The sequence below is a fragment of the Marinobacter sp. L-80 genome, assembly GCF_056859395.1.
On sequence record NZ_JBSXOI010000067.1, the window covers coordinates 167967 to 180299 of the forward strand.

At 59.7% G+C, this 12333-nt stretch carries 12 protein-coding genes; 3 read left to right on the forward strand and 9 right to left on the reverse strand.

Translation table 11 applies throughout. The features are described 5' to 3' along the window. Positions 1–34 precede the first annotated feature (34 nt). Genes AC13E3_RS11670 through AC13E3_RS11680 form a run of 3 tightly spaced genes read left to right on the forward strand, consistent with a single transcriptional unit; the run spans position 35 to position 4075 of the window. Positions 35–718, forward strand: coding sequence for an ABC transporter ATP-binding protein (locus AC13E3_RS11670; protein ID WP_136630682.1), 684 nt, complete (start codon positions 35–37; stop codon positions 716–718). 7 nt (positions 719–725) lie between these two features. After that, positions 726–2996, forward strand: coding sequence for an ABC transporter permease (locus tag AC13E3_RS11675; RefSeq protein WP_136630683.1), 2271 nt, complete (start codon positions 726–728; stop codon positions 2994–2996). After that, on the forward strand, positions 2993–4075 hold the full coding sequence (locus AC13E3_RS11680) for a lipocalin-like domain-containing protein (protein ID WP_136630684.1): 1083 nt from the start codon (positions 2993–2995) through the stop codon (positions 4073–4075). Before AC13E3_RS11675 ends, AC13E3_RS11680 begins: the two co-directional genes overlap by 4 nt. Before the next feature lie 11 nt (positions 4076–4086). Here AC13E3_RS11680 and AC13E3_RS11685 read toward each other — a convergent pair whose 3' ends face one another. The 9 genes from AC13E3_RS11685 to AC13E3_RS11725 all read right to left on the reverse strand — a co-directional run bounded on the left by AC13E3_RS11685 (position 4087) and on the right by AC13E3_RS11725 (position 12195). Then, positions 4087–5295, reverse strand: coding sequence for an ammonium transporter (locus tag AC13E3_RS11685; RefSeq protein ID WP_405417961.1), 1209 nt, complete (start codon positions 5293–5295; stop codon positions 4087–4089). A 223-nt stretch (positions 5296–5518) separates the two neighbouring features. Next, a complete protein-coding gene (locus tag AC13E3_RS11690; RefSeq protein WP_069182648.1) occupies positions 5519–6436 on the reverse strand; it encodes a flagellar motor protein MotB in 918 nt (305 codons plus the stop codon). Between the two features lie 2 nt (positions 6437–6438). Further along, positions 6439–7209: a flagellar motor protein PomA gene (gene pomA / locus AC13E3_RS11695; protein WP_069182649.1), complete on the reverse strand. Its 771-nt coding sequence runs from the start codon at positions 7207–7209 to the stop codon at positions 6439–6441. Between the two features lie 69 nt (positions 7210–7278). Further along, the gene (locus AC13E3_RS11700; protein WP_069182650.1) at positions 7279–7698 is read right to left on the reverse strand and encodes a YkvA family protein; all 420 of its coding nucleotides are present in this window, start codon (positions 7696–7698) and stop codon (positions 7279–7281) included. A 74-nt stretch (positions 7699–7772) separates the two neighbouring features. Further along, a complete protein-coding gene (locus AC13E3_RS11705) occupies positions 7773–8030 on the reverse strand; it encodes a TIGR03643 family protein (protein ID WP_482902055.1) in 258 nt (85 codons plus the stop codon). 72 nt (positions 8031–8102) lie between these two features. Further along, complete coding sequence (locus AC13E3_RS11710) at positions 8103–8696, reverse strand: tRNA-uridine aminocarboxypropyltransferase (RefSeq protein WP_227514451.1); 594 nt, start codon at positions 8694–8696, stop codon at positions 8103–8105. Positions 8697–8702: 6 nt separating this feature from the next. Beyond that, positions 8703–10364 carry a phytoene desaturase family protein gene (locus tag AC13E3_RS11715; RefSeq protein WP_153634292.1) on the reverse strand — a complete coding sequence of 554 codons (1662 nt, stop codon included), beginning with the start codon at positions 10362–10364 and terminating at the stop codon, positions 8703–8705. Beyond that, positions 10355–10855, reverse strand: coding sequence for a DUF6231 family protein (locus AC13E3_RS11720; RefSeq protein ID WP_222465925.1), 501 nt, complete (start codon positions 10853–10855; stop codon positions 10355–10357). The genes AC13E3_RS11715 and AC13E3_RS11720 overlap by 10 nt, the downstream gene beginning before the upstream one ends. 17 nt (positions 10856–10872) lie before the next feature. Then, positions 10873–12195, reverse strand: a complete 1323-nt coding sequence (locus AC13E3_RS11725) for a DASH family cryptochrome (protein WP_405417965.1) — start codon at positions 12193–12195, stop codon at positions 10873–10875. Positions 12196–12333: the final 138 nt, after the last annotated feature.

A 12333-nucleotide genomic window follows, 5' to 3' on the forward strand; every position in this document is an offset into this window, starting at 1 on the left:
AAGCCGTCGCCTCAACTCGTCAGACAGGGAAACTATGGTGGACTCTCTGCTTTCGGCCCGTGGCCTGAACAAGCAATTCCGCAGCGGTAATGAACCGGTGCCCGTGCTCAGGGGGCTCTCCCTGGGTCTGGAGCGGGGCCAGTCACTGGCGCTGACCGGTCGATCCGGATCCGGCAAGAGTACCTTGCTGAACATTTTCTGTGGTCTGGAGAAACCGGATTCAGGGGTGGTTCAGGTGCTCGGCGAGACATTTGATGCCCGGTCAACGGAGGCCGAGAGCAAGTCTGAACGTCGCTGGGGGACGCTTCGCCGACAACAGATCGGGGTAGTCTTTCAGGAAGCCAACCTGATGCCGGCCCTGTCTTTGCTGGACAACGTCCGTTTTCGTGCCCGGCTTGCCGGCCAATCCGAGGATGGATGTCAGGACTGGCTCGAGCGCCTGGGGATCGGCGAGCTTGCCGACCGATACCCGGATCAGGTGTCCGGGGGACAACGCCAGCGCGCGGCACTGGCCATGGTGTTTGCCATGAAGCCGGCCCTGGTTCTTGCTGACGAACCCACAGGCAGCCTGGACCGGCACACGGCAGAGGCCGTGATCGGGCAGCTTTTCGAATTGCAGGCCCGCCATGGCTGCGGACTGATCCTCGCCACCCACGATCCGGAACTGGCCGCCCGCTGCAGCCAGCATCTGGATCTTGGCCACGTGCCGGAAACCTGAGCCCGACATGACCCTGTTGGCCGCCCTGTTCAGTCATTACCGCCGCCATCCGCTTCAGCTGCTGGCATTGGCTGCCATGATTGTGCTCGCCACCATGCTCTGGACGGGCGTGCACCATCTCACCAGCCAGGCCCGGGCCAGTCTTGATCAGAGCGAATCGGCGGTGGCCGAACGCCAGCAGATAGTCCGCCAGGACGGTAAGCCCCTGACTGTGGATGATTTTGTCGAGCTGCGCCGAGCAGGGCTCTGCGTGATGCCCTGGTGGGAAGTGCCTTCGCCGCAAGGCGGTCGTGTGGTGGGTATCGCCCCTTTGGCGGCCGGATGCTTTGAGAGTCCTGACAGCGAAGAGGCGCCCTGGCAGGGTGAACTGGATGGTCGTCCCTTTGTTGATATCAGTGAAGCGGCTGAACTTGCCGGAAAGAACGAAGGTGGGTTGTCGTTGCTGATCTCCGATGCCCACACTGACGGGTCACTTCCTGACGGGTATCGATTGGCGCCGTTTCGGGTTGGCCCGGATACCGGAGAGCTGGGCGACAGTTTTCTGCTGAATCTTGACGCGCTGGGCGTGCTGGTTTTGCTGATTACCGCCTTGCTGGTTCGCAGCGTGTATCTGCTGGGGATGGCGCAACGTCGAGACAGCTTCGCTTTGCTGCACCGGTTTGGTGTCCCCCAAGCCCGACTCAACCGGCTGCTGGTCGTGGAGATTCTCTTGTTGGCCCTGCTGTGTATCGTACCTGGTATATGGCTGGGTCGCTGGCTGGCGACCGGGCTGGGTAGCGGATTCGGGCGCGCCCTCGAGGGGCTGTTCGATCAGCCGTTGTACGCGGGCCAGGGTGGCAACTGGCTGGTTCCGCTTGCAACCATGCTGACGGTGGTTCTGGTGGCTTGCCTGGCCGATTTTCTCCGTCCATGGGCCCGAGCGTTTGCGGGAAGTAGCCGCCGGTCCGGCGGTTTGGTGGTGTTGGTGCTTATCGCTGGCCTGGCCTTGTCAGCCTGGGTTACGGATCTGCTCTGGCTTTTTGTCGCCGTGGCCCTCGTGTTTGTGGCTGCCGGGATCCTTGCACCGAGATTGATTGCCTGGCTTGCGGATTGGCGGTCCGGGCACGACCGGAATCTGCAGGCCCGCTGGCGCCATCGGGAGCTATCAGTGCTGGCGCGGCGTCTGGCACTGCCATTGGTCGCTCTGCAGTTCGCCATGGCCATGGTTCTGGCGGTTCAGGCTCTGGTGACGACCTTTGAAAGTACATTTGATCGATGGCTCGCGCAGAGACTGGAGGCGGATTATTACATTGAAGTTCCTGAGTCAGCGGATGCGACCCTCGCGGTGGACTGGCTCGCTGAGCAACCGGAACTCGCAGCGTCTGGCCTGTGGCACCGGGTGATTCGCGGCCGTGCAACTTTGCCGGGCAACGGGGATGAGGCAGGCACAGAGGTGGACGTCTTTGCCATCGGCCCTGTAGGCCCACTGGTGACCGATTGGCAGTTGCTTGAGTCAGCGTCACGGCCCTGGCAGCGACTGCAGCAGGGCCAGGGAGTGATGGTGAATGAACAGCTGGCGCGCAGGCAGAATGTACAGGTCGGCCAGTCCCTGGAGGTAACCCTCGGAAGCGGTTCGTTCGAGTTTCCCGTGCTGGCCACCTACCCGGACTACGGTCGCCCCGCTGGCGAAATCCTGATTCATCCTTCGGTGCTTCCTGAAGACTTCGCAACCGGTTTCCAGAGCCTGTCGGTATCGCCCGGAAATCTCGACATCGAGGAAGTGACCGGTGGATTAAAGCGGGTATGGCAGGTGGATGAGCTGACGGTCCGGGACAACCGGGCTATTGAAGAACTCGCCACGGCCATCTTTGACCAGACCTTCCTGCTGACCCGGGCCATGACTACCCTGACCCTGATACTGGCGGCCATTGCACTGTTGATGATGGGCTGGGTCTTCTTCTCCACCCGGGCCTGGTATTTCCGGCTTTTGGTCGTCTGGGGACTATCCGTGCGACAAGCATCGGCCCAACTGATCCGGCTGTCAGTGTCGTTGACCGCTGCAATTACCCTGCTGGCCCTGCCGCTTGGCATCTGGCTGACCTTGGTTCTGGTGCATCGCATCAACCCCATCGCGTTCGGCTGGTCCCTGCCCATGGCGGTCTATCCCCGGTTCTGGCTGGAGCTTGGGGTGCTGAGTCTGCTGATTGGCCTCAGCATCGGCCTGCTGATGATGCGCCAGTTGAAATCACCAACGGTTGCCCCTGTGAACGCCAACGCGCTGGCGGGAGGTGAGCGATGAGACGCTGGATACTGATGTTGTCCATCGTGGTTCTGGCCGGTTGTTCGGAGTCACAACAAGAAGCAGGGTTCGCCGGACTGGCGGGTGTCGCAGAAAACGACGCCGAAGTGCCCTTCCTTCAGCCCGGGCCGGGCGACCGCCTGATATTTCCCGATGATTTCGGCCCGCACCCGCAACACCGGATCGAATGGTGGTATCTGACCGCCAATTTGAGGACTGAAGAAGGTGAGCCGTTGGGCCTGCAATGGACCCAGTTCCGCCAAGCCATTACGCCCAGACCGGCAGATGCTGAACCTCCTGAGGCAGCCGACTGGCCCCTGGAAGCGGCCTGGATGGCCCATGCCGCGGTGAGCTTTGATGCCCGGCACTACTTTGCAGAGAAACTGGCCCGGGGCGATGTCGGCCATGCCGGCGCACAGGCGCAGCCACTGGCCGTCTGGCTGGACGACTGGCAGCTTGAGGCAACATCCGAAAGCGAGTCATGGCGGTTGCAGCTGGCGGCGGATGGCTGGTCCTACGACTTGTCCCTCTCGATCAATGGCAAGCCTGTTGCGCACGGTGATAACGGCTTCAGTGCCAAATCCGCCGATGGTGAGGGTTCGATGTATTTCAGTCTGGTGGACCTGCACATCGAGGGTACTGTCACGCTGGGTAATGAGACACTTGAGGTTGCGGGCAAGGGCTGGTTCGACCGGGAGTGGAGTAGTCAGTTTCTCAAATCGGGCCAGCAGGGCTGGGACTGGTTTGCGCTGCACCTGGAGTCGGGTGACAAATTGATGGCTTTCCAGCTCCGCGAGGAGGACGGCGGTTTTCGTTCCGGAACCTGGATTCCGGAGGATGGCGAGCCCGTAGCGCTTCAGCCCAGTCAGCTTCGCATTCGCCCGGAGGAACCAGACGCCCGGGGCTTTCCCCGCCTTTGGCGTCTGGAGGTTCCGGATTATGGGGTGAGCCTTGAAATTTCGGCTCCCCCTGGAAACTACCTGAATGACGGGCTTTACCCTTATTGGGAAAGCCCTGTCACCGTCGCCGGCAGCCACTCTGGCGAGGGCTACATGGAATTGACCGGCTACGGCGACTGAACACTCAGTGCTTATTCGACCGCGGTTGCCCCGATCCGGTGGATGCTCAGGTCCGCCCCGTTGAACTCTTCTTCTTCGGTCAGACGCAGTCCGGAAATGGCGTTGATAACCCCATAGACAATCAGACCGCCCACAAAGGCCACCACCACGCCGGCCACCGAGCCGATGATCTGGGACATCAGGCTGACGCCGCCGAGACCACCGAGTGCCTCCTGGCCAAAGATGCCGCAGGCAATCGCGCCCCAGACACCACAGACACCGTGCAGGGGCCAGACACCCAGGACATCGTCCAGGCGCTCGATCTTGGCCTGGGCCCACTCGAACAAATACACGAAGATGGCGCCGGCGACGCCGCCCGTTACCAGGGCACCCACCGGGTGCATCAGATCAGAGCCGGCACATACCGCCACCAGCCCTGCTAGCGGACCGTTGTGGATAAAGCCCGGGTCCTTGCGGCCCAGCAGCATGGACACCAGGATGCCGCCGACCATGGCCATCAGGCTGTTTACGGCCACCAGGCCGCTGATGCCGTCCAGGGTCTGGGCGGACATGACGTTGAAGCCGAACCAGCCGACGGTCAGGATCCAGGCGCCCAGGGCCAGGAAGGGAATGTTGGAGGGGGCAAAAGCCACCACCTTGCCGTTACGGTAGCGCCCATTTCGTGCACCGAGGACCAGAACGGCCGCCAGGGCTATCCAGCCGCCCACTGCATGCACTACAACGGAGCCGGCGAAGTCGTGAAAGGGCGCACCAAACTGGTTCTCCAGCCAGCCCTGGAAGCCATAGTTGCCGTTCCAGATCAGCCCCTCAAAGAAGGGATAGATAAAGGCAACAATCAGGCCAGAGGCAATCAGCATCGGATAGAACTTTGCCCGTTCAGCGATACCACCGGAGACAATCGCGGGAATGGCTGCGGCGAAGGTCATCAGGAAGAAAAACTTCACCAGATCATAGCCGTTGGCGGCGGTGAGCTCGGCGGCACCGCTCATGAAATGGCTGCCGTAGGCAATGTAGTAGCCGATGAAGAAATAGGCCACGGCAGAGATGCCAAAGTCGGTCATGATCTTCACCAGGGCGTTGACCTGGTTCTTGTGGCGAACGGTGCCTACTTCCAGAAAAGCAAAGCCGGCATGCATGGCCAGCACCATAATGGCGCCGATGAGGATGAACAGCGTGTTGGCGCTTTCAGTCAGGGTGTGTACTGCACTCGTGATGTCCACGGGTTTTCGCTCCTGATGTTGTGTGTCCGGCCTCTAGCGGGCCGCTTTACGTTGAAATGTGCATTGATGAGGTGCAGCTAAAGCAAGAGCTGTTCCAAAATAATGCATTTCAAGCGCGGAAGGGCAGTTGGGTGGTTCTGGACAGATGTGGGAGACGTGTTTTAGAGCCAAAGTGCACTAGCATTGTGCGTTTTGGTGTCGGGCGCACCAAAATAGAGTGCGCTTACCAGCTGATTTCGTTTGATGTCGAGCTGTCGGATTCGATCCCGAGTGCCGACTGGTCATCGTCCGATTCGGACTGGATCAGTTCCCGGAGGCGAACCTCCTGTTCCTGCATCGGGCCGGAGAGATCAATGATGATTTCCACGCGCCGGTTCTTGGCCCGGTTTTCTGCTGAGCTATTCGGAACTCTGGGTTCGGTATCCGCCAGTCCGGTGACGGAAAGTCGCGTGGGTTCAACCTGGTCCCGGGCGACCAGCACGTTGGCCACCGCGGCGGCCCGGGCAGCCGACAGATCCCAGTTGCTGTAGAAGCGGTCGGTACGGATAGGCACGTTGTCGGTGTGGCCCTCAATGGTCAGGTCGCCGGGGATGCCCTCAATAACCTCGGCCATGTCCAGCAACAGGCCCTCAAATTCCCAGGTCAGCTGAGCCGAACCTGAGGGAAACGAACCTTTTTCTTCCACCCGGATCACGATCCGCCGCTGATCCTCGCTTACATTGATGCGCCCATCGGCGATCGCCGGCTCCAGCACCTTGAGGATTTCGTCCATGGTTTCCTGCAGCTGCTCTTCCATGGCAGCCTCCACGGCCATGTCGGTGGGGCTTTTCAGGGTCTGCAGCTCGGGGGCTTCCTCTGTGGTGGTCTGTTTGACCTCGTTGACCACGGTAGGCTCGGGCGGTGCGGGAGAAAACTTGTCGAAAATGGGGCTGGTACCCTTGGGTATTTCCAGGGCCGGCACGTCCCGCTGAACGCCGAAGGCTTTGGAGAGTTCACCGGCGATCTGCTTGAACTTCTGGGCATCAATCTCCGAGAAGGACAGCAGCAACACGAAGAAGCACATCAGCAGGGACATGAGATCGGCGAAGGTAACTACCCACGCCGGAATCCCCGGTTTTTCCTCTTCAGGCAATTCATCCATGGTCAGGCGCCTTCAGCTGCAGCCGCTTTCTCGCGTTCCTTGGGGGGCAGGTAGCTCGACAGCATCTGCTCGATGATCCGGGGATTGGTGCCTTCCTGAATGGCCACCAGGGCATCAATGTACAGCGACTGCATGCGCGCTTCCTCGGTCATCCGCAGGGAGAGCTTGTCGGCAATCGGAGTCGCGATCATGGTGGCAATCATGGCGCCATACAGTGTGGTCAACAGTGCGACCGCCATGGCCGGGCCGATGGACTTCGGGTCTTCCATGTTCGACAGCATCTGAACCAGACCAATCAGCGTGCCGATCATGCCCATGGCCGGCGCCACATCGGCCATGGCCGTGAATACCTTGGCGCCAGAACGGTTGTGGTCGAGGGTCATCAGGCGCTCCTTGTTCAAGAGCTCCTTGATGGTCTTGCCGTCCTGACCGTCCACCAGCATCTGTATACCCTGGGCCAGGAACGGGCTGCTGATCTCTCTATCCTCCAGCCCAAGAACGCCCTCTTTGCGGGCCACGTTGGCGATATCCACCAACTCTTCAATGCTGGCCTGGGTTTCCGGCAGCTTGAACTTGAAGGCCCGGGCGGCCGCTTTGAAGGCGCCAAGAAACTGGGCGACGCTGAACTTGGCCAACACCACGAACATGGTGCCACCCACGACAATCAGCAACGAGGCAGGGTTGATAAATACAGAAGGTGAAACACCAAGAATAACGGCGGATGCAATCAGCAGAATAGCGCCGGCAAGACCGATGAGAGTGGCTAAATCCACGACAACTCCAGATTTGATTCAGGTGTTCCTACAGCAGGGGCGGGAGAATACCGTCAGTTCAGAAATTAATCAATTCGCACTGACCCGGTTTTCAGATTCTTCCTGATGTTCCTTCCACGCAGCGTAGCGGAGCAGATCGGATTCTACCAGTTTCAGACACAGGGCCACGACGCCGGCATCGTCGATAAATCCGAAGCCGAACAAAAGGTCGGGAATGACATCCAGCGGGTTCAGCACGTACAGGAGTGCCCCTGCCACTGCCGCGATTGTCTTCCAGGGTACGCTCCGGTAATTGCCGTACCAGTAGTCGCGGATCATGGAAAACATCAGCTTGATGTCGCCGCTGAAGCGTGCCAGCTTGCCGCTACCCTTCACCTTTTCTTCAATCGCGCGCTGTCTTTCAAGCAGAGTCTCAAGGTCGGACCGGTGTACCTTGCTGGCCTCGGCATCGAGTTGCTCCCGGGCATCTTTCTGGTTGAACACTGCCATTGCGTTGGTTCCTTGCTTGTTACCTGAGTGTTCATGATCGCGCAGCCATGCCGGCAATGCCAATGGTGCGACGCTTACCGATGCTTGTACTGGGTCGGGCAATAGCCCCGACTCACCCCTTCGGGCCGCAACTGGCGGTGTTTGGTGCTGCGTCCGGTTACCCGCTTGCGCCAGAGCCGGAAGCTTGAAGTCTTCAGCTCACGTCGCATCAGGCGGATGACGTCTTTCTCCTGAAGGCCATAGAGGGCTTCGATGGCCTCGAAGGGTGTGTGATCTTCCCAGGCCATCTCGATAATGCGGGAGAGGTCTGCAGAGTCGAATTGCGCGGACATGGGGTGCTCTCGGTTTTGTTCAGGTTTCCGGAGATTACGTCCGCATCGGCCGCTCGTCTCACCCGCATCGGTTTATTGATAATGCTTGTGCAGCCGGGCCGGGATCTGGGCGAGCTGTTTGTCCACCAGTGAGCGCACGGCTCTGGAAATGGGCCGGGTATCCAGGCCCGGCTCGACCACGTTCAGCAGATAGGCAACCGCCTCTGCTGTGGCCAGGTGTTGCTTGCCCGGGGCCTTTCGGATGGCGTAGGCAGACGCCGGAGGTTCCGCCAAATGGAAGCGGGGCAGCGCCGCCAGGGCAGGATTCTGATGCAGGATCTTTGCGGCCTTACGCCAGGTTCCGTCCAGAATGATCCAGTGATGGATGTCATGGAGGTTTGCGCATTCGAGCGTGTCGCTGCCGGGACCGGGGAACAGCAGCGCGGAATGTCCGGCTTCTGTGTGTGGATTGAAGCCGGCCTGGTCAAAATCGTCTGGCGTCTCGCCCTGGAAAACGTCGACTCTGGCGAGGCATTGGGCCAGTATGCGCACGGTACCCTTGGGGTGACCCACCTCGGTTGGGTGTTGAAGGACCGAAACCCGGGTACTGTTCGGCACCGGGGCACAGGCTTCACAGACACAGATATTCAGGTGCATGCCGCAATCGGCACAGATCGGCCTGGGCAACGCCTGTTACCCCACAAAAATACGTTTTGCCAACCCGGCGCCGCGCCAGCCCTGGATGGCCAGGGTGCTGACCAGCCCACCAATCATCGCGCCCACCACGCCGCAGGTAAGGATGTCCTGGCCGGTGAGATAGAGCCCGGGAATGTCGGTTTTCGGTTTCAGCCAGTCCTGTTCGAAGCGCTCAGGGTTGTGGTCCAGACCGTAGAGCTCGCCCCGACCATAGCGGCAGAACCAGGCGGTAGACAGCGGCGTGGAGGTCTCCACGTAATCCACTTTGCCCCGAAGCTGCGGGAGTTTCTCGTACATCACTTCCAGCAATTGGTCGGTAATTTTCTGCTTAAGGACCTCATAGTCTTCCCCGCGCTTGCCCCAGGTAGTGTCCTGCCAGGGCTCGAACATCTCCCAGGTGGTTGGTGCGACAATCTCTATGGTGGAGGTGCCAGGCCAGCGGTTCTGGTAGTCCGGGTCCTTGGCTGCCGGGAAGGAAATATACACCACCGGAAACTCGGTGTTTTCCGGATCATCCAGGAACTGTTGCACGTTGCTGTCGTGATCGGCGCTCGGGTAGATCCAGAAATTGGTGCGCGGCAGCCCGAGCGCTTCCGGAGTTCCTTTCAGGCCGATGTAGAGCCCGATATGGGGCATGGAGGGAATAATGTGCCGGCGTTTGCGCTTGTAGCCGATTTTTTCTGCGGCCTCAGCCGGCAGCAATTTTTCAAAGGTGTTGATCACCCCGGCGTTGCTGATGACCATTGGTGCCCGGATTTCCTCACCGTCGGCCATGCGCACGCCGGTTGCCTTGCCCTTCTCGACCAGGATGTCAGTCACATCGGCGTAGGTGAATACCTCACCACCGGGCTGCTGAATGACGGGTATGATGGTTTTTGCGATCTCCGACGCACCGCCAACCGGATAGAAGCCACCGTAAAGGTAGTGCTTGGCAATCAGCGCATGAACCATAAAGCTGGATTGCTTCGGTGTGACGCCGCAATCGCCCCACTGGCCGGTGATCGCACCGATCAGTTCCTGGTTGTCGGTCAGTTCGCTCAAAACGTCCCAGGTGGTCTTGTTGAAGTAATCCGGTAAGGCCATATCCAGGCCTTTATGAACGAGCGGGCTCAGAAGTCCGGGCGTGAGCTTGGAAAGCGTATACCACTGCATGCCGTCGGCTACCTTCCCCAGCAGTTTTACATACTGGTCGATGGCTCCCTGTTCATCCGGGAAGGCATCCAGCAAGGAGAGCCGAAGGCCCTCCTTGCCGGCACGCAGATTGACGACCTTGTCTCCCAGAAAGAAACGGTCGTAATTCTCATCCATGGGTGCCCATTCCAGTTTGCCGTCGGTAATGTAATCGAACAGTCGCCGGCCCAGGGTATGGGGTGAGCCCATATCGCCGATATAGTGAACACCCACGTCCCATTCGTAACCGTTGCGGGCGTAGCTGTGGGTGTAGCCGCCGGCGGTGTAATGTTGTTCGAGTACCAGTACCTTCTTGCCGGCCTTGGCCAGGCAAGCGGCCGTTGTCAGGCCGCCAATGCCGGAGCCGATTACAATGGCGTCGTAAGGGCCTTTCAGTCGGTTGGCCCGGTACCGGGTGCCGATCCGGATCGTACTGGGTTTGAGTTTTCGGGAAGACGGACTGCTCACTTCTGCGCTTTCTACCACCATGCTTTGCCCCACATTTCCGGATTGGCCCAGTTCTCTGGATTGTTCCAGGCCCGCTTGTGGTTGTAAGTATCCAGATTGTAGGTGTACAGCGTCAGTGCACCGTTATCATTTTCCAGTTCGGCATGGCGACGGAAGCCAAGGCCGATGAAGTCCGTAAACGCCCAGTCGGGAGCCTCTCCCACAAGAACCGCAATCTGATGGGTGCCATAGTTCCTGAGTTGTCCCAGCAGAAGGGCGCCTTCGTCATGGGGCAGGTGTTCGAGGGTTTCGGTAACGAGGGCCAGGTCTGCCACCCGGTCCAGGAACAGGTGGGCATTGGGGTCGATGGTGTCCAGTGTGTGAACGTCAACGCCCTTCTGATGTTTCTGCCAGATCCGTGAGACTTCGGTCGCGAGGTTGCCGCAACTCAGCAAGGTAGAGGGAGAGCTGGTATCGATGATGCGAGCCAGGGTCTCACGTGCCGTATTGCCGTTATCCTTCCTATCCGTCATGGCGGTTCGCCTTATTGCTACAAGGGCCAGTCTGCCGCATCCACTGTGTGTAGACCTACGGGCTGTTCCGCGTGTCCGCCCCAGCGGTCAATGAAGGTGCCGGTGGGATCGTACTGCTGCGTCTGTTTTTCCAGATTGAATTGCCGCAGGCCTCTCGGGTCCGCCCCCACGCCAGCCAGGTACTGCCAGTTGCCGTAGTTGCTCCCTACATCATAGTCGATCAACTGCTCTTCAAACCATGCCGCTCCGTATCGCCAGTCGAGGCCCAGTTCGTTGATGAAACAGCTTGCCACCAGTTGCCGGGCCCGGTTGCTCATGTAACCGGTTTCACGCAGCTGATTCATGGCCGCGTTTACGATTGGGTATTCGGTGTTGCCCTGGCACCAGGCCTTGAAACGGTGGCCGTAGAAGGTGCCGTGTCGACGCTTGCGCTGGACGCCATCACGGCGGAACAGGTTGGCGCCGTGTTTCAGGGCGTACCAGTAAAAGTATTCCCGCCAGAGCAGTTCGAACCAGAGCCAATAGGTGGATTCGTTTTTGGTCTCACTGGCTTCGTACTCTGTGATGGTTTCCGCCACTTCGCGAACCGAGAGACTGCCGTTGGCCAGCCAGGGCGAGAATTTTGAGGAGGCGTCCCAGGAGTCCAGGGCGTTGCGGGTCTCCTTGTAGCGGTCAATGCTGTGGTTGCCGTACAGGAATTCCCGAAGCCGCTCCACGCCAGCTGTTTCACCCCCCATAAACTGCAATGGATGCATCGGCTCTGGTATCGGCGGGCAGTCGCCGCGATTGTCCTCCGGGAACCCTGGTGGCGGAGGCAGGGCTGTCAGAGTGCGGATACGCAAACGCTCGGTACAGCGTTCTCCGGTTTTCTCAACCTGCTTGCGGAACTGGGAAAAGGTGTCCGGCAGATCCTGCAGGGTCATGGGCAGGGAGCCCTCGGTAAACAGGCTCAGGGTTTCGAATTGCTGGAACAGGGTCTGTGGCAGTTTGTCCTTGATCGCGCGCCACTGGCCAGCTTCCCGGGTGCCCGGCAACCGCGACCGGACAACCCGGGCAATACAGTGGGCATGCACCAGCTCGGGGACCACGGCTTCCGGCTCGCCATAGGCAATATGCAGGCGCTGGCCAAGCGTCCGCAGGGTTCGCTCCAGCGCCATCAGGCTCTGCCAGAGGAAGCGCCAGCGATGATCGCCCATGGCTTTGCTTTGCAGTGGCCCCGGTGCGAACCAGCGGGGATCAACAACGTAGACACATAAAAGCACGTCGGACTTCGAGGCCGCCAGCAACGCGGCGTTGTCGTGCAGGCGAAGATCCCGGGTAAACCAGTAAAGCGTATGCAAGGTTGATGCTCCTTGGCCTTTTGATTCAACCCTTCAGATACGTACCAGATTCGGAAAAGTTTTTGGGGGCGCAACAAAGATATGTGATGTGCGTGGGAACTTCGCAGGTAGGTGGTGATCTTTCGAGGATTTTGATGA

Coding starts and splice junctions, on each gene's coding strand:
- AC13E3_RS11670 (WP_136630682.1), top strand. CDS start 35: ATGGTGGACTCTCTGCTTTCGGCCCGTGGCCTGAACAAGCAATTCCGC.
- AC13E3_RS11675 (WP_136630683.1), top strand. CDS start 726: ATGACCCTGTTGGCCGCCCTGTTCAGTCATTACCGCCGCCATCCGCTT.
- AC13E3_RS11680 (WP_136630684.1), top strand. CDS start 2,993: ATGAGACGCTGGATACTGATGTTGTCCATCGTGGTTCTGGCCGGTTGT.
- AC13E3_RS11690 (WP_069182648.1), bottom strand. CDS start 6,436: ATGGATGAATTGCCTGAAGAGGAAAAACCGGGGATTCCGGCGTGGGTA.
- AC13E3_RS11700 (WP_069182650.1), bottom strand. CDS start 7,698: ATGGCAGTGTTCAACCAGAAAGATGCCCGGGAGCAACTCGATGCCGAG.
- AC13E3_RS11705 (WP_482902055.1), bottom strand. CDS start 8,030: ATGTCCGCGCAATTCGACTCTGCAGACCTCTCCCGCATTATCGAGATG.
- AC13E3_RS11715 (WP_153634292.1), bottom strand. CDS start 10,364: ATGGTGGTAGAAAGCGCAGAAGTGAGCAGTCCGTCTTCCCGAAAACTC.
- AC13E3_RS11720 (WP_222465925.1), bottom strand. CDS start 10,855: ATGACGGATAGGAAGGATAACGGCAATACGGCACGTGAGACCCTGGCT.